19 protein-coding genes are annotated in these 17893 nt (G+C 38.7%); 12 read left to right on the forward strand and 7 right to left on the reverse strand.

Annotation, left to right across the window (positions count from 1 at the left end):
* The first annotated feature begins 268 nt into the window (after positions 1-268).
* From ACI6PS_RS03215 to ACI6PS_RS03255, 9 genes are all read left to right on the forward strand, one after another.
* Entirely contained in the window at positions 269-730 is a 462-nt protein-coding gene (locus ACI6PS_RS03215; protein WP_421011112.1) for an SMI1/KNR4 family protein, read from the forward strand.
* Between the two features lie 263 nt (positions 731-993).
* Complete coding sequence (locus ACI6PS_RS03220) at positions 994-1998, forward strand: AAA family ATPase (protein WP_421011113.1); 1005 nt, start codon at positions 994-996, stop codon at positions 1996-1998.
* A gap of 80 nt (positions 1999-2078) precedes the next feature.
* The gene (locus ACI6PS_RS03225; protein WP_421011114.1) at positions 2079-2942 is read left to right on the forward strand and encodes a DUF58 domain-containing protein; all 864 of its coding nucleotides are present in this window, start codon (positions 2079-2081) and stop codon (positions 2940-2942) included.
* 46 nt (positions 2943-2988) lie between these two features.
* Positions 2989-4614, forward strand: a complete 1626-nt coding sequence (locus ACI6PS_RS03230) for a hypothetical protein (protein WP_421011115.1) — start codon at positions 2989-2991, stop codon at positions 4612-4614.
* Entirely contained in the window at positions 4614-5615 is a 1002-nt protein-coding gene (locus ACI6PS_RS03235; protein ID WP_421011330.1) for a vWA domain-containing protein, read from the forward strand. The genes ACI6PS_RS03230 and ACI6PS_RS03235 overlap by 1 nt, the downstream gene beginning before the upstream one ends.
* 62 nt (positions 5616-5677) lie before the next feature.
* On the forward strand, positions 5678-6727 hold the full coding sequence (locus tag ACI6PS_RS03240; protein WP_421011116.1) for a vWA domain-containing protein: 1050 nt from the start codon (positions 5678-5680) through the stop codon (positions 6725-6727).
* Positions 6728-6736: 9 nt separating this feature from the next.
* Positions 6737-7507, forward strand: coding sequence for a BatC protein (locus ACI6PS_RS03245; protein ID WP_421011331.1), 771 nt, complete (start codon positions 6737-6739; stop codon positions 7505-7507).
* A gap of 32 nt (positions 7508-7539) precedes the next feature.
* Positions 7540-9306, forward strand: a complete 1767-nt coding sequence (locus ACI6PS_RS03250) for a BatD family protein (protein WP_421011117.1) — start codon at positions 7540-7542, stop codon at positions 9304-9306.
* Positions 9307-9396: 90 nt separating this feature from the next.
* Positions 9397-10140: a tetratricopeptide repeat protein gene (locus tag ACI6PS_RS03255; protein ID WP_421011118.1), complete on the forward strand. Its 744-nt coding sequence runs from the start codon at positions 9397-9399 to the stop codon at positions 10138-10140.
* A gap of 41 nt (positions 10141-10181) precedes the next feature.
* Here the strand turns inward: ACI6PS_RS03255 and ACI6PS_RS03260 are convergent, their stop codons facing one another.
* Positions 10182-10700, reverse strand: coding sequence for a CvpA family protein (locus tag ACI6PS_RS03260; protein ID WP_421011119.1), 519 nt, complete (start codon positions 10698-10700; stop codon positions 10182-10184).
* Between the two features lie 156 nt (positions 10701-10856).
* Between ACI6PS_RS03260 and ACI6PS_RS03265 the strand changes: the two genes are divergently transcribed.
* The 3 genes from ACI6PS_RS03265 (at position 10857) to ACI6PS_RS03275 (ending at position 12812) form a co-directional block, all read left to right on the forward strand.
* Positions 10857-11213, forward strand: coding sequence for a hypothetical protein (locus ACI6PS_RS03265; protein ID WP_421011120.1), 357 nt, complete (start codon positions 10857-10859; stop codon positions 11211-11213).
* An 83-nt stretch (positions 11214-11296) separates the two neighbouring features.
* On the forward strand, positions 11297-12316 hold the full coding sequence (gene pheS / locus ACI6PS_RS03270) for a phenylalanine--tRNA ligase subunit alpha (protein WP_421011121.1): 1020 nt from the start codon (positions 11297-11299) through the stop codon (positions 12314-12316).
* 88 nt (positions 12317-12404) lie between these two features.
* Positions 12405-12812, forward strand: coding sequence for a hypothetical protein (locus tag ACI6PS_RS03275; protein WP_310027669.1), 408 nt, complete (start codon positions 12405-12407; stop codon positions 12810-12812).
* Positions 12813-12814: 2 nt separating this feature from the next.
* Here the strand turns inward: ACI6PS_RS03275 and ACI6PS_RS03280 are convergent, their stop codons facing one another.
* The 6 genes from ACI6PS_RS03280 to nadD all read right to left on the reverse strand — a co-directional run bounded on the left by ACI6PS_RS03280 (position 12815) and on the right by nadD (position 17852).
* A complete protein-coding gene (locus tag ACI6PS_RS03280; RefSeq protein WP_421011122.1) occupies positions 12815-13033 on the reverse strand; it encodes a hypothetical protein in 219 nt (72 codons plus the stop codon).
* Positions 13034-13055: 22 nt separating this feature from the next.
* Positions 13056-14051, reverse strand: a complete 996-nt coding sequence (locus tag ACI6PS_RS03285) for an NAD(P)H-dependent glycerol-3-phosphate dehydrogenase (RefSeq protein WP_421011123.1) — start codon at positions 14049-14051, stop codon at positions 13056-13058.
* A 410-nt stretch (positions 14052-14461) separates the two neighbouring features.
* A complete protein-coding gene (locus ACI6PS_RS03290) occupies positions 14462-15619 on the reverse strand; it encodes an iron-containing alcohol dehydrogenase (protein ID WP_421011124.1) in 1158 nt (385 codons plus the stop codon).
* Positions 15620-15686: 67 nt separating this feature from the next.
* Complete coding sequence (locus tag ACI6PS_RS03295; RefSeq protein WP_421011125.1) at positions 15687-16466, reverse strand: type 1 glutamine amidotransferase domain-containing protein; 780 nt, start codon at positions 16464-16466, stop codon at positions 15687-15689.
* A 144-nt stretch (positions 16467-16610) separates the two neighbouring features.
* Positions 16611-17174 carry a Crp/Fnr family transcriptional regulator gene (locus ACI6PS_RS03300; protein WP_421011126.1) on the reverse strand — a complete coding sequence of 188 codons (564 nt, stop codon included), beginning with the start codon at positions 17172-17174 and terminating at the stop codon, positions 16611-16613.
* A gap of 96 nt (positions 17175-17270) precedes the next feature.
* A complete protein-coding gene (gene nadD / locus ACI6PS_RS03305; protein WP_421011127.1) occupies positions 17271-17852 on the reverse strand; it encodes a nicotinate (nicotinamide) nucleotide adenylyltransferase in 582 nt (193 codons plus the stop codon).
* Positions 17853-17893: the final 41 nt, after the last annotated feature.

Genomic DNA, 17893 nt, shown 5'->3' on the forward strand with positions numbered 1-17893 from the left:
TTTATAAATGAATCGGGAGATATAGAATTAGTGTGTAATTCATTCGAAGAATTTATGAATGAACTCTCAGATAATGAAGATTACTAATTTTAAAAGCCGAGATTTTGAATCTCGGCTTTTCTATTTATGTTTGGTATCATTTAGATAAGCAAGTTCCAAAAACTGCATAATACTAAAATAAAAATATATTATAGCGGAGCAAAAATGGAGAGAAATTAATTGAATTATATTCAAAGCATGAAGTAATAAGACCTTTAAAATAATAATTATGGAAATAGAATATTTAAAAAGCCTAGAGAACATTTATAGAACAAATATAAAATTGAGAAGAATAGGGGTTTCTGAAACTGAGATATCAAATCTCGAAAACAACTTAAATTTAAAACTTCCTAAAGCATACAAGGAATTCTTATTCATTGCAGGCAAAAGAGACAGTATAATTGGAGACTGGAATCGAGGATACGATGATCTCGAATTTATGCAAGAATATGCTAAAGAAGCCTTTCAAAGAGTTGGATTACAAATGAAGCCATTTTGGTGTTTTGCAGAATATAATGACGCAGATTCAAGTTTATTTTTCTTTTTAGATGAAGGTGACAACCCACCAGTCTATAATTTTGTTGCAGATAAAGTTATTTTAGATGACAACGGCGAAGAAGTCTTCTATAAAAAAACGCATGAATCATTTTTAGCATTTATTGATAAAAAGATAGATAATGCTTTACAGTAAATTTAAAAAGCCTTTACACAGACGTAAAGGCTTTTTAAATTGAAAAAAATCCCAAATTCACAACATTAGCTTAAGCACCCAAATGATGCTTTATGGAGTATTTTTTGAGTTCTTAAAAATATAAAAACAAAATCACAATTCATCCTTAAAACCAAAGGATTCCTACAAGTTTTAACCATTCTTTAACATCTTACTTCTAAAAAAAAATTCAATTTGCACCATTAAATTATTCCAGTCAATTTTAAATTAACAAAAACACTAAAATGGAAGAAAATACTGCTACTTTGGACATAAGAGCTATTAATGAAAAAATTGAAAGAGAGAGTGCATTCATTGACCTCCTCACCATGGAAATGAACAAAGTAATTGTGGGACAGAAGCACATGATCGAAAGATTATTGATCGGGCTTTTGGGACAAGGGCATATCTTGTTGGAAGGTGTTCCAGGATTGGCAAAAACATTGGCCATCAACACACTTTCTCAGGCAGTTCAGGGTTCTTTCAGCAGGATCCAGTTTACGCCGGATTTATTGCCTGCCGATGTTATTGGAACCATGATCTACAACATTAAAGCAAACGAATTCTCTATAAAAAAAGGACCTATCTTCGCTAATTTCGTTTTGGCGGATGAGATCAACCGTGCTCCTGCAAAAGTACAATCCGCTTTGCTTGAAGCGATGCAGGAAAAGCAGGTTACCATTGGCGATACTACTTTTAAACTGGACAAGCCTTTCTTGGTTTTGGCCACCCAGAATCCCGTTGAGCAGGAAGGAACTTATCCGTTACCGGAAGCACAAGTCGATCGTTTCATGCTTAAGACGGTTATCGATTATCCAAAAATTGAGGACGAGCGCTTGGTGATCCGTCAGAATCTAAAAGGTTCTTTCGAAAAAGTAAATCCTGTTATTACCGTTGACCAGATTTTGAGAGCTCAAGAAGCGGTTCGCGAGGTATATATGGACGAAAAAATAGAGAAATACATCCTTGACATCATCTTTGCAACACGTTATCCTGAGAAATATAAATTAGAGAAACTAAAACCGCTGATCAGCTTTGGAGCTTCTCCTCGTGGAAGCATCAACTTGGCAACGGCTGCAAAATGCTATGCCTTCATCAAGCGTCGTGGTTATGTAATTCCTGAAGACGTTCGTGCAGTTGTTCATGATGTGTTGCGTCACAGAATTGGAATTACCTACGAAGCGGAAGCGGAAAATGTTACTTCTGTAGACATCATCAACAAGATCGTAAACGAAATCGAAGTACCGTAAAGTAATTAGCCAACGGGCAAAAGCCAATAGTTTCCAAACTGTTTTCTAATGCCTATTGCTTATTGCCTATTTGCCTAAAAATGGATACAAAAGAACTACTCAAGAAAGTACGAAAAATAGAAATCAAGACCCGTAGATTGAGCGATCATATCTTTTCGGGCGAATACCATACGTCTTTTAAGGGTCGCGGTATGACTTTTAGCGAGGTGCGCCAATACCAATACGGCGACGATATCCGTGCCATCGATTGGAATGTAACGGCAAAATACAACGAGGCCCACGTCAAGGTTTTTGAAGAAGAACGTGAACTTACGATGATGCTGATGGTGGACATCAGTGGTTCGGCAAGTTTCGGTTCTAAGAATCAATTCAAGGAGGACATTGTAACAGAAATCGCCGCAACCATGGCTTTTTCGGCTACACAGAACAATGATAAAATCGGACTTATCCTATTCTCCGATCAGATTGAATTGTATATTCCGCCTAAAAAAGGGAAATCACACGTTTTGAGGATCATCCGTGAACTGATTGAATTCAAACCCAAAAGCAACAAGACCGACGTTTCACAAGCATTGAAATTTCTATCGGGAACTCAGAAAAAGAAAGCAATTGTATTCTTGATTTCAGATTTCATTACTGATGAATATGAACATACGTTGAAGATTGCCTCCAAGAAACACGACATTACCGGAATCAGGGTGTATGATTTGCGTGAGGAAAAAATACCAAATCTGGGAATGGTTCCGATGCTGGATGCTGAATCCGGCCAAGTGCAATTGGTAAATACCGGTTCGAAACAAGTGCGTTTGGATTACGAAAAATACTATCACGAAAAGGTAAATTATTTCAAGGAAACTTTTAGCAAATGTGGTGCTGGAGCTGTGAATACAAGAGTTGACGAAAGTTATGTAACCAAATTACTGGGTTACTTCAAATCGAGATAATTCCAAAAAACAAGTTTAAAACCAATCAGGTTTAAATGATATAAGAATGAAAATAAAATTCTATATACTATTTCTATTATTTACAACAACGCTTTTTGCCCAGAAACGGGTAGAAACATCGATTGACACGACCAAGAATAAAATTGGAGCACAGTTTAATCTGACGTTGAGAACTGTTGTGGATACTACTGAAACCGTTACTTTTCCGTCGGGAACCAACTTCGGAAGAATGGAGGTAATCCGTAATTATGTGGTAGATACGGTACAAAAGGACGGAAAATACGAGCTCATCAAAAAGTACGGATTGGCTCAATTTGATTCGGGAAAATATACAGTTCCGAGTTTGAAAGTGTTTATAAATCAAAAACCTTATTTTACGGATTCACTTTCGGTTGAAGTGGCGAATGTTCAGGTTGATACGCTACAGCAGAAAATGTACGAAATCAAACCGATTATCGGCGCGCCATCCGCTTCAAGCAGTATCTGGAAATGGCTGTTGATTATAGCACTTTTGGTTGGTGTAGGATTTCTTGTTTATCATCTGATAAAGAAATACCAGAAGAAAAAAGTAGAGCAGGAAGTTTATAAAACCCCTATCGAAAAGGCGACAAGCCTAATGAATTCGCTTGAGAAGAAAGAACTCTGGCAAAAAGGCGAAGTTAAAGCATATTATAGCGAGCTGACAGACATTGCAAGAAATTACATTGAAGAAGCGATCGAAATTCCAGCAATGGAAAGCACCACTTCTGAACTGATTATAGCGTTGAGAACCGCTTCCCAGAAAAAGAAAATGGCCGTTACGCAGGAAACTTTGGAAAATCTGGAAAAAGTTTTAAGACAAGCCGATTTGGTGAAATTTGCCAAATCAAAACCGCTTGATTTCGAAATTTCCGAAGACAAGAAGAAAATCGAAAAGACGATCCTGACGCTTGACAGATCGATTCCTGAAGTTGTTGAGGAGGAAGAAGACATCCTAAACGAAGCCCAAAGACAGAAACTCATCAAGGAAAAACTTAGAAAGAAAAGGAATTCAAGAATCGGGATTGCGATTGGAGCTGTCGTAGGTTTGATAATCGGTATTTTCACATTCCTTGTCGTAACCAAAGGATTTGATTTCGTAAAAGACAACATTATCGGACATCCTACAAAGGATTTGGTCGAAGGCGAATGGGTTTTGAGTGAATACGGAAATCCTTCAGTTAGGATTGAAACGCCAAAGGTTTTGAAACGTCTGGATGCAACAAAAACTCTTCCAAAAGAAGCTTTCGCAGTTATAAAGGATATGCAATTGTTTGCCTACGGAAGCATGTTGGATAATTTCTACATAGCTGTTTCTACTTTGCAATACAAGCAAGAAACACAAGTAGATCTGACAACCGCCCTTGAAGGAACTGTAAGGGTTTTTGAAGCACAAGGCGCTCAAAATATGATTTTGAAGCAGGAAGATTTCAGCACAAAAGAAGGAATTACAGGCAAGAAAGGTTATGGTTCATTTTCTAGGATAGACCCAATCAAGAAAGAAAGTACTAAATTATATTACGAAATATTAATTTTCAGTCAAGAAGGTGGCTTACAGCAAATCACAATTCTTCATCAAGAAGGCGATGAGTATGCCAACCAGATTTCGGAAAGGATCTTAAATTCTGTTGAACTTAAAAAAGTAACCCAATGATGACAAACGTAACTTTTTTAAACCCGGGATTCTTTTGGCTGTTCCTTTTGCTTCCGCTGATAATCGGCTGGCAAATCTGGAAAAGAAACGAGCAATCGGCTACTTTGAAGATGAGTTCGCTGAAAGGCTTTAAAACCTCTTCTTCGCTTTTAGCGAAATTAAAACCTTTCTTGTTTGTGCTTCGCTTGCTGGCTTTGGCTTCGATGATTGTCGCTTTGGCCCGACCAAGAACGGTTGATATCAGTAGTAAAACCAAAACCACGAAAGGAATTGATATCGTCTTGGCAATTGACGTCTCGAGTTCGATGTTGGCCCGCGATTTGAAGCCAAACCGTATGGAAGCCTTAAAAAGAGTCGCTTCGGATTTTATCATTTCAAGACCAAATGACCGAATTGGCTTGGTGGTTTATGCAGGAGAAAGTTATACAAAAACACCTGTTACAAGTGATAAGGCGGTTGTGATTGATGCCTTGAAAGGAATAAAATTCGATAACGTTTTGCAGGACGGAACAGCGATTGGTACCGGATTGGCAACCGCCATCAACCGTTTGAAAGACAGCAAGGCCAAAAGCAAGATCATCATTCTTTTGACTGATGGTGTAAACAATTCAGGAACAATTGAACCTGAAACGGCTTCGGATATTGCAGAAGAATACGGCATTAAAGTATATACAATTGGTTTGGGTACAAACGGAATGGCAGAATATCCTTATGCCTTGGCAGCCAATGGCGATTTCATCTTTAAGATGATGAAGGTGGAAATTGATCAGGAATTGATGAAAAACATCGCCAAAAAAACAGGCGGAAAATATTTCCGAGCCACTTCAAATGAAAAACTGGAAACCATTTACGAAGAAATCAACAAGCTTGAAACAACCGAAATCGAAGAACTCAAATTCTATGATTACGATGAAAAGTACAGGCCTTTCTTGATTTTTGCAGGTTTACTGTTACTGCTAGAAGTTGGATTAAGAAATACCGTTTACAGAAGTTTTATTTAAACATAAGTTCAAGATTTGGCTTCAGATAATCTGAATTCAAAATCTAAAATCTACATTTTTTGATGGAATTAGACGAAAAAAAATATTTATATCTTTTATTTATCATCCCAATCCTGGTGCTGATTTTCCTGTATAATCTATATTGGAAAAGAAAAAAACAGCGCGAATTTGGCGATTTGGAAATGGTGAAAAAATTAAGTCCTGAGAAATCTACCTTCAAATCGATCTTGAAACTTGTAGTTTTCCTTTTGGCTTTTGCGAGTTTGATTATTGCTTTGGTCAATCCAAAAATCGGAACCAAGTCTGAAACAGTGAAACGTCAAGGAATTGACATCGTTTTTGCTGTCGATGTTTCAAAAAGTATGCTTTGTGAAGACATCGCACCAAGCCGACTCGAAAAAAGTAAGCAGATCGTTTCGCAAGTCATCAACCAATTGGGAAGCGACAGGATTGGAATCGTAGCCTATGCCGGAAGCGCTTTCCCGGTTTTGCCGATTACGACCGATTATGGTGTTGCCAAAATGTTTATCCAAAGTATGAATCCTGGAATGGTTTCTTCACAGGGGACTTCTTTGGACGAAGCCATCAAACTGTCTTCAACTTATTTTGATGAAGATGGAGAAACAAGCAAGTTACTGATACTGATTTCCGACGGTGAAGACCATTCAGAAGGCGCTTCAAGCATGGCCGAAGAAGCCAATAAAGCCGGTTTGAAAATCATAACTATTGGTGTCGGAACTGAAAAAGGTGGCCCAATTCCGTTGAAGGAGAATGGGGTTGTAGAAAGCTTTCAGCGTGATTTTGACAATCAGGTAGTAATTACAAAATTGAATCCGAAAAGTTTGGAGGAAATTGCAAAAGCTACAAAAGGTGGTTATGTAAACGGAAGCAACACCAAAGAAGTTTTGGAATACATAAAAAATGCATTGGATAATATTGAAAAAACTGAATTTGCTTCGGAACAATTCACCGATTTCAACTCACAATTCCAATGGTTTCTAGGTTTTGCATTTGCCTTATTGTTTGTGGATATTTTCCTTTTGGAGAAAAAAACCAAATGGGTGAAAAAAATGAATCTGTTTAATGAAGAAAAGTCTGAAAAGCAATTATAAGATATGAAGATGAAAGACTTGAAAAATATACTACTCTTGATGACAATCCTCTTGTCTTTTGCTGTAAAGGCTCAAGAAAAAGACAAGAACCTGCCACAAGCCAACGAGGAATTTGAGGCAAAAAATTATGTGGAGGCAGAAGCCAATTACAGGATTTCGCAATCAAAATTTCCTAAAAAAGCGATTGCTTCTTATAACTTGGGAAATACAATCTACAGCATCAATCAGCCTTCGGAAGCCAAACTTTCCTACATGAAAGCGATTGAAGAATCAACGTCTAGACCCGAAAAACATAAGGCATTCCATAATCTGGGAAATGTTTTTATGAAGGAAAAAAATTATACGGCCGCAGTTCAAGCCTATAAAAATGCCCTAATCAACAATCCTGCTGATGAGGAAACCCGCTACAATTATGCCTTGGCAAAAAAAATGCTGAAGGATAATCCGCCTCCAAAAGACGACAAGAAAAAAGACAAAAAGGACAAGGATAAAGATAAGGACAAAGACAAAAAAGACGATAAAAAGGACGGCGACAAGGATAAAAAAGACGACCAAGGCGATAAAGACAAAGACAAAAAGGACGACAAGAAAGACGGTGATGGCAAAAACCCAAAAGACGATAAAAAAGAAGGTCAGCCAAAACCAAAAGAAGGTGGAATTTCCAAGCAACGATTAGAAAACCTTTTGGATGCCGTAAATAATGAAGAGAAGAAAGTACAGGATAAGGTAAATGCTAAAAAAGTAAAAGGCAAGCCTGTCAGAACAGAAAAAGATTGGTAAATTTCGACACTCAAAAAAGTCTCAACAAAAAAATGAAAAAGTTTATTTTTCTATTATTGATAAGTTTCCAAGGTCTTGTTGCTCAGGTACAATTTGAAGCAAAGGTCAGCAAGACAACACTAGGCATCAACGAAAGATTGCGTATCGATTTTTCTATGAATGCCGATGGAGACAACTTTACACCACCGGATTTTGACGGATTCCGTGTTGTGACGGGACCGATGCAACAGGTCAGCCAGCAGTGGGTGAACGGTCGTGGCACATTCAATAAAATGTATTCTTATTATTTGTTGCCCACACAAAGAGGTTCGGTAACCATCAAACAGGCGAGTATCGAAATTAACGGACAGGTATACAAAACTTCTCCGATAAAGATCAATGTGACAGCTGCTGTTGAAATGCCGAAAAACCCAAACGATGCACCACAGATTTCTGCAAACGATGCGATACATTTGGTTGCGGAAGTTTCCAAAAGCAATCCTTATATCAACGAACCGATTACCGTAGTGTACAAGCTGTATTTCAGTTATAATGTAGGAATTACAAATTGGCGTGAGCTTGACAAACCTAAATACAACGACTTCTGGAGTCAAAATCTGGACCCAAAACAGCTAAAAGTTGAAGAAGGAACCTTTAATGGCGAAAAAGTTCGTGTGGTGATTTTAAAGAGAGTTGTACTGTATCCACAGAAATCCGGAAGGCTTTCAATAGAACCCCTTTCGATGGATATCGATTTGGAATTGCCTACCAACAGGAGAAATGTTTTTGGACAAGTCTTGACTACACGAGACAACAAAAGGGTTTCGGCTGGAGCCAAAACCATCAACGTTCGAGCACTTCCAGAAGCCGGTAAGCCTGCTGGTTTTTCAGGTGCAGTCGGAAAATTTACCTTTAGGGCAACACCAACCAAAACCACTTTGAAACACGGCGAAAGCTTGGATTTAAATGTAATTGTTGCCGGAACAGGAAATTTGAAATTATTCGATTTGCCAAAACCAGTCGTTCCAACTGCTTTGGAAATGTACGACCCAGTGCATACAGAAAGCGTAAACACGCCACTTTCTGGAATGACAGGGAATATCGCCGATAAATACACCATAATTCCACAATATAAAGGAAATTATCCCATCAAACCGATGAGTTTCTCTTATTTTGATTTGGGAACCGGAACCTATAAAACCATCACTTCACCTGAAATCATGATTAAGGTTTTGGACGGACCAGAAAATGATACTCCAGCTGTTGCATCGGCTGATAGCACAAGTGGGGTTGCTAAAAGAACGATTTCTGCTTCGGCACAATTTCAATTCATCAAGCTAAAAACCAATTTGGTTTCGAGCAAGAAGGACGACTTTTTTGGAAGCAATTTATTCTACGGATTGCTATTTGCACCGTTATTCATCATTCCGATTATCATGTTGTTCAGAAAGAAAAAACGTGCAATGGACGGTGATATTGTAGGCAATAGAATCCGTCAGTCGAACAAATTGGCGAAGAAATACCTGTCGGAAGCGAGAAAGCAAATCGCCAATAAAGAGTTGTTTTATATCGCTTTGGAAAAGGCAATGCACAACTTCTTGAAAGCAAAACTAAACATCGAAACTTCTGAAATGAGCAAGGATAAAATCCGAGAAATCCTTTTATCAAGAAATGCCCAAGAAGGAACCGTTTCTGATTTTATCAACCTGACCGAAAACTGTGAGTTTGCCCGTTATGCACCTTCATCAAGTGTATCCATTCAACAGGATTTTGACAAAGCGGTTACGATAATTTCTGAATTGGAAAAACAGATTTCTTAAAATCACTTATCAGCACAGATTTTTAAAAACATAATTGAGAAAGATTTAAGCATACAACTTAATGAACCTTAATGCCTTAATGGTTAAAAAATGAAGAATTTAGTCTATATATTTTTATTAATCTCCTCGACTTTCTTTGCCCAAAATGGCTTTGAAAAAGGAAATGAACTGTACCGAAAAGACCAATTCGCCGAAGCGGTCGTTGCTTACGAAGGTGTTTTAAAAACCAAAAAAGAATCGGCTGAATTGTATTTTAATTTAGCAAATTCTTATTATAAATTGAACAAAGTTGCACCTGCGATTTACAATTACGAAAAGGCTTTATTATTAAATCCAAACGATAAAGACATTCTAAACAATCTGGCTTTCGCCCAAAAACTGCAGATTGACGACATCAAGCAAGTACCTAAAGTTGGCTTCAGCAAACTCATTCAGGATTTCACTTCTTCCAATCATTACAATGCATGGGGATGGATTGCCGTTGGATTTTCAACCCTTTTTTTATTGTTTTTTATTGGATATTATTTCTCCCAAACCACTTTGCTAAAGCGTATTTTCTTTGTTGGAATGTTCTTGGCTCTGCTTGTGATTGTGTTGAGCGTTCTTTCAGCAATTTTCGAAAAATCGAACTATGAAAACGACAGGCCAGCGATTGTTTTTGCCGAAATCACTTCTGTAAAAACAGAACCAAAAGCTGATGCTCCAGATGCCTTTATGCTACACGAAGGCACAAAAGTTCAGATTTTAGAAACACTTGACAATTGGAAAAAAATCGAGCTTTCGGACGGAACAGATGGTTGGATTGAGCAATCGGCGATTAAAGAATTGAAATAGTCACTTAAATGACCTTATATTTTTTATATGGTAAAAGAGATTTAGTTTTCAACCTTTTTCTCTTCCTTAAACTCCATAAACCAATTTTCAAGAGCAGGATAAACCAATCCCGAAACTTCTAAGGTTGGATAATAAATCAACGATTCCACCAACGTTTCTTTTGAAACTAAGTCGGTTTTTTCATTGAATTTATGAAAGAAATGTAGTGAAACGCTCAGCATCAAAATGGTTTTCAATAAGCCGAAAAATCCACCTCCTACTTTATTTATTAAGCCTAAACTTGCAAAATTTGCCAATGTTGTAAACACTTTTGCTAAAGCGGTAATTCCCACCACGACGAGAATAAACGTCAAGGCAAACGCCACAATATGGACCGTTTTAGGCGACCATGAAACGTGACTTTCGATTATCGATTGGGTCAGGAATGAAAATTTTATGGCAATATAGATTCCCAAAATCAAGGATAAGAAAGAAGCTAATTCTACAAAAAAACCATTCCAGACGCCACGGATGATGCCGTAGAGTAAGAAACCACCCAGAATAATGTCGAATACATTCATATAAAAGATAAAAGTGCCAAGATAGAAGACTTTAGTAGAAAAACAAAACACATCACCTATCTTTGCAGACTAATTTTGATGTTTCGGAGTTAACTCATAACTCATAACTCATAACTCATAACTCATAACTCATAACTCATAACTTTGAATTTATAAATGTCTAGAGATATACAACTAAAAGAGCGCTGGGAAAAGCTCGTCAACCTACTTTCTGATCAGTTTTCGCAAGGCGAAGATTTGGATTTGGATGCCATCATCTACCTGATTGGCGTTCAGGAATTAGGAAAAGTCCATCGTACTTTCAAGAAAGACGAGAAGTTGAACCTGATGCACATTGCCATTTGCCGACTATTGGAACCTTACGGATTCTATGAATTCGAACATTTCGATAACGATGGCTGGCCACATTACAAAGTCAAAGAAACCTTACCTCCTTTAAAAGCAGGCGAGCAATCGGTTTTGATGAAGGAAGCCATTGTAAGTTATTTTCTTGAAAAAGAATTAATCGATTAAAGCAGTTGATTTGGTCGTAAAACTTCCAACATCTAACTTCTAACTTCCAACTTTTTCCTAAATTTGCACCTTTACCAAAGAAGATGATAGACAAGATTAAAGAATATATTGGCGAAGCCCAAGCTTTTCAAACCGATAACAAGCAAACACTCGAAGAATTCCGAATTAAATTCCTAGGAAGCAAAGGCCTTTTGAAGGATTTGTTTGCTGAATTCAAGAATGTTCCGAACGAACAGAAAAAAGAATTCGGGCAGGTTATCAATACCTTGAAAAATACGGCGGAGGAAAAAGTAAAATTCCTTCAGGAATCTCTTGAAAGCAAGGAAGAGACCAAAGGCATCTATGGCGATTTGACGCGTCCGGGCGAGCCTTTGTCCATCGGTTCCCGTCATCCGATTTCATTGGTAAAAAATCAAATTATCGACATCTTCTCTACCATCGGATTTAACGTTTCCGAAGGTCCGGAAATAGAAGATGATTGGCACAATTTCACCGCCTTGAACCTTCCGGAATACCACCCGGCTCGCGATATGCAGGATACTTTTTTCATCCAAACCAATCCCGATGTGTTGTTGAGAACCCATACTTCGTCTGTTCAGGTGCGTTATATGGAAAACAACAAACCGCCGATTCGTACCATTTCACCGGGACGTGTTTTCCGTAACGAAGCCGTTTCGGCCCGTTCGCATTGTATTTTCCATCAAGTAGAAGGACTTTATATCGACAAGGATGTTTCGTTTGCCGATTTGAAGCAGACACTTTTATATTTCACAAAGGAAATGTTCGGAAAGTCAAAAATCCGTCTTCGTCCGTCCTACTTTCCGTTTACGGAACCAAGTGCGGAAATCGACATCTATTGGGGATTAAAAACCGAAACTGATTATAGAATCACCAAAGGTACAGGCTGGCTAGAAATTGGAGGTTGCGGAATGGTTGACCCAAACGTACTTAAAAACTGCGGTATCAATCCAGATGAATTTACCGGTTTTGCCTTCGGAATGGGAGTGGAACGTATTGCAATGCTTCTGCACCAAATCGGAGACATCCGTATGTTCTATGAAAACGATATCCGTTTCTTGGAGCAATTCAAATCAAGCATATAAGATTTAAGAATGTCGATTGCTGATTTTTTGGATTTCAGATGGTTTTAAATCTGAAATCCAAAATCAGCAATCCAAAATCAGCAATCAAATGAAAAAAGACATCATCATCCCAAAAGTAGAAAACGTTTTTATGGCCGCCGTTCAAGAATGGAACGACGATTTCATGGAAAAGGTTTGGTACATCTATTTGGTGAACGATTCTGATTTTGATTTGGATAGCGTGATGGTCGTTTCAAAAGCTTTCGGAACCATTGACGGCGAGATGAAAAAAACCTCACTCCTGCGCCACGCCTTCGTAAAAGTGCCAGCTGTTTCTGTGGTAAAGGTAGAAATGGTCGAAAAGAGCGTCCTTGCTTTGAACAATGAATTTATGGTGACGTATTTTATCGGAAGTACTTTATACGATAAGAAATTTACTTTCAGAACTAATACCATCAACGAAAAAGCAACAGAAGAAGTGCCTATTCTATTCGTTAATGGCGTAATCGTTCGATAAAATTATTTGTTGGCTTCTCTCCTTATTTTGGATTTCCAACTCGAATATCCAAGTATAAAAACACCTACAACAAGAAACATTGCCATCTGAAAATAAAAGAACCAGGTTTGAACCAATTCTGTCAATGGTTTTTCATCCATATTAAAAATCGCCATGAAAACGGTCATAAAGATACCCCAAGGCAATCCTACTTTCAACTGGTATTTCCATCTTTCGCTCATATCGTTTGGTTTAGAATTCTGATTAATCCAACTTGTCGGTTAATTTCTTGAACACTTTTTTAGCTTCTTTTCCTTCGTATAAAATACTGTAAACCGCATCAATAATCGGCGTAGTCGCCCCATATTCTTGATTCAATTGGTAGGCGCTTTTTGTAGCATAATAACCCTCGGCCACCATACTCATCTCCATCATTGCTGATTTTACGGTATAGCCTTTCCCAATCATATTGCCGAACATCCTGTTTCTTGAAAACACAGAATATCCCGTAACCAATAAATCGCCCAAATAAGCCGAATTATTGATGTTACGCTTCATCTTGTGCACTTTCTTGATGAACTTCTTCATCTCACGGATGCCGTTGCTCATCAAAACAGATTGGAAGTTATCGCCATAACCCAAACCGTGCGCGATTCCTGCTGCAATGGCGTAGATATTCTTCAGCATTGCCGCATATTCCGTTCCGATAATATCATCGGTGATTTTTGCTTTGATGTAATTTCCGGAAAGACATTTCGCAACTATTTTTGCCTTTTCGGCATCACCACAGGCAATAGTCAAATACGACAACCGTTCCAATGCTACCTCTTCTGCATGGCAAGGTCCCGTTATCACACCTATATTGTCATAATCGATGTCGTATTTGTCATGGAAATGCTCGCCCACAATAAGGCTCGTTTCAGGAACGATTCCTTTGATGGCCGAAAATATTACTTTTCCGTTCAGGCTTTCGGTCAGCTTCTGCAATTCGCCATTCAAGAAAGCAGATGGGATTGCAAATACAATATAATCTGCATAGGCAACCGCCTCGTTGATATCGCTGGTCAGTTTTAATTTATTGATATTGAATTCAACCGAACTCAGATAATTAGGGTTATGATGGTGTTGCTGTATGTGCTCAATTGCATCGGTGTTGCGCATGTACCACGCTATTTCAGGCAGGTTTACGCATAACATTTTGGCGATTGCCGTTGCCCAGCTTCCACCACCTATTACTGCAAATTTTGGATATTCTGTCATTGTTTGGTTTTTTAGCACGTATAAATTACTAATAAGCTTCAAAAATACTTAAAATACTAGTAAGTACACCGTTATTGACCTTGAAGAATGTAACCTGTGCAACAAATTTTAACTCAAAATTGTGATAACCAGCACAATGTATCAAAACCTTCTACGTTAATATAAGTGTAAACAGCGAAGTGGTTATCCTGTTTACGCTATAAAAAATAATTTAGTTAGTTAAGATTTTGTTTTTGGTGTTTTGAAAAAGGCGCTCCAGGATTGATTCCAGGAGCGCCTTTTGATTTTAAAGGATTTCTCGCTAAGACACAAAGTCGCAAAGAAATTTGAAAACTTTGCGACTTTGTGCCTTTGCGAGATTGTGTTTTTAACGAAACGAATCCATGATTTAGAAAATCCGTATCCTGTTTTTAATAACTCGCCTCCACTATTTTTTTCACCTTTTCCAAGGTAATGTTTTGCTTTTCGCCCAAGGCCTTCCAGCCTCTCTTTTCGAAACGCTCCACGATGAAATCGGCGGTATTTTGATACTCCTCGGTATAGTCCGAAAGCTTGGTGTCCATACCCATCAGGTGGAAAAACTCAACCGATTTGTTGATGGCTTCCTTCGCTACCTCATCGTCGCTACCCGTGAGGTTAAAGATGCGTTTTCCGTATTGTGCGAGCTTTTCCTTTTTGGTTTCAAACATCACATCATATAAATGCGGTCCAATGATGGCAAGCGTTCTCGCATGGTCGATACCATAAAGCGCCGTCAATTCGTGGCCAATCATGTGCGTCGCCCAATCCGTTGGAACGCCTTTGTTGAGTAATCCGTTGAGCGCCATCGTACAACACCACATAAAGTTCGACGCCAGTTTATAATCGTCCGGATTTGCTACTACTTTTGGGCCTATTTCAATCAGGGTTTGCAGAATTCCTTCGGCAATCCTGTCCTGAAGATAGGCATCGTGAGGATAGGTCAAGTATTGTTCCATGACGTGCGTAAAGGCGTCTACCACACCGTTTTCAATCTGTCTTTTTGGTAAGGAGGAGATTACCGTTGGGTCGCAGATGGAGAATTTCGGAAACAAGGCCGAACCTCCAAACGAAAGTTTTTCCTGAGTGGCGGCAATCGTCACCACGGCGCCCGAATTCATCTCGCTTCCCGTAGCCGGCAAGGTCAATACGGTACCGAAAGGCATAGCGTTTTCCTTCACCAGTATTCTTTTCTGCAAAAGCTCAATCGGGTTTCCATCGAAATTGACCGCGGCCGAAATGAATTTCACCCCATCAATCACAGAGCCTCCACCAACGGCCAAGATAAAATCAATCTTTTTCTCCTTAATAATTTCCACCGCCTTCATCAACGTTTCAAAATGCGGATTCGGCTCTATTCCGCCAAATTCTACGATTTCAAAACCCTTCAGGTTGTCCGTTACTTGCTTATGAACACCGTTCTTGAAGATGCTCCCACCGCCATAAGCCAGAAGGATTTTCGCGCCTTTCGGAACCAGCGTCGATAGCTTTTCCATTTGTCCTTTTCCAAAAATATAATTGGTAGGATTGTATAATTCGAAGTTTAGCATAGTATTTAATTTTTAGTAAAATTACGAAAGCTCGTTGCGAACAAATCGTAATGGTCTGTTAAGAAATTTACTTATTTAGTGCTTTTAATTCTTTCAAGATTGCCTCACCAACACCTTTTGCCGATTGTGGATTCTGACCAGTAATCAATCTTCCATCAACAGTTACGTGCTTTTGCCACAAGCCAGATTTTTCAAATTTTGCACCGCGTTCTATCAATTTTGTCTCCAAAGCAAACGGCACCACTTTTTCCAGCTTCACGGCAACCTCCTCTTCATTCGTAAAAGCGTTTACTTTTTTACCATCAACCAAATACTTCCCATTACTTAATTTGATATTGACCAAACCTGCCGGACCGTGACAAACCGCACCTACAATACCATTGTTTTCATAAATTGCGGTTGCAATTTTGGAAAGTTCCACATTGTCTGCAAAGTCCCACATCGCTCCATGACCACCAGCATAATAGATGGCCACATATTCAGCCGGGTTTACCTCCGAAGGCTTCATCGAATTACTGATTTTGTTGTGATAGACAGCATCTTCCCAAAATTCCTTGTTCACTGGGTCACTCAAATCAAACCCATCAACAGGAGGTGTTCCGCCTTTTGGACTTACGAAATCAATTATATAATCCTTTTTCAAAACTTCCCAGGCATGGGAAACTTCCCCCAGATAATAACCAGTTGACTCGCCGGTGTTTCCTTTCTTGGCGTGGCTCGAAACCACAAATAAAATTTTCTTTTCCATCTTTTTTTCTTTTTTAGTTTGTGCAATTCCTGCTTCTGAATGTAACGCGATGGCAAATAAAGTGATTGCCATCAAACCGGATGTAAATATCTTTTTCATCATATATTGTTTAAAATGATAGTACAAAGTTCGCCAGAAACAACTTTCGGGACGATGAGGGAAGTCACAAATTTTGTGTGATGAAAATCACTTTTTCGCCAGATTAAAAAGATGATAAAATCTGTGAATCAGTGTCTATTATTACTACGAACCGAATCGGCTCAAGGTTTCACGCGAAACACCAAGGTAGGAAGCAATCAATTTTTTTGGTACTTTTTGGAAGAGAATGGGATTGAGTTGCAACAATTGTTCATAACGCTGTTGCGGATTGTTGTTCAGCATCGATAAAATTCTTTGCTGTAAAGCGATATAGCCTGCATTTGATTTTCTGCGGAAGAAATGCTCAATACTATGCATTTCCGAACATAGTTTTTCACGGTTGTACAAGGACAGACAAAGCACTTCGGTGTCCTCCACACAATCAATATTTAATGTTGCTTTCGTTTGGTTGAAATAAGCATTGAAATCACAAATCCACCAGTCTGGAAGTCCAAATTGCAGGATGTGTTCTTTTCCGTCAGGACTAGTATGGTATAATTTAAGGCAACCTTCGAGCACAAAGAAATCATTCAAGACATCATTCCCTTCTTGAATCAAAAATTGGTGTTTCTTGAATTTCTTCGGAACAAAATGCGAGAGAATATAGTCGAATTCCGCATCCGTAAGGGGCGTTATTTTTTCGATTTGCTGTCGGAGGATTTGACTCATTTATTTATTTTTTGTCTTTTTTTGACTAAAGCCCTGGATTATTTTTCTCAAGAATGGATTAAATCTCATTCCAATTGAAGCCTTTAGATGCTAAAATCACTTCTTGTAAAACAAATTATGATCGATGTATTCCCAAACCTTATGCGGCAACATCGGCACCACATTTTTCTGGTTCTTGATGCTTTCGCGGATAAACGTCGAGGAAAGTTCAATCACCGGGGCCTCTACCTTATGAATCTTGGGATGGTTGACAAACTGCGCATCAATCTCGCCAGAATTCAAGCGGGGATAGACATAAACATCATGGTTTTGAAGAATCACTTCGTAGTTTTTCCACTTTTGCAAAGAGTTCAGATTGTCTTCGCCCATGATCAACGCAAACTCATGTTGCGGGAATTTTTCCTGCAGGTGCGCCAAGGTATTCACGGTGTAATTCGGCTGGGGTAATTTGAATTCAATATCCGAAGGCTGGAGTTTCGGGAATCCTTCGGTAGCCAGGAAAACCATCTGCAAACGGTGGTGGTCTTCGAGCAAGGTGCTTTTCTTTTTATGGGGATTATGAGGCGTAACGACCATCCAAATCTGCTCCAAATCGGAGTGCTCCGCCATGTGATTCGCAAGAATCAAATGACCAACATGGATGGGGTTGAACGTTCCAAAATACAATCCTATTTTCATCTGAAGCTATTATAAACACAGATTTCACAGATTTTCACAAA

It is taken from the genome of Flavobacterium sp. PLA-1-15 (assembly GCF_049060005.1).
In the GTDB taxonomy this organism is placed as follows: Bacteria; Bacteroidota; Bacteroidia; order Flavobacteriales; family Flavobacteriaceae; genus Flavobacterium.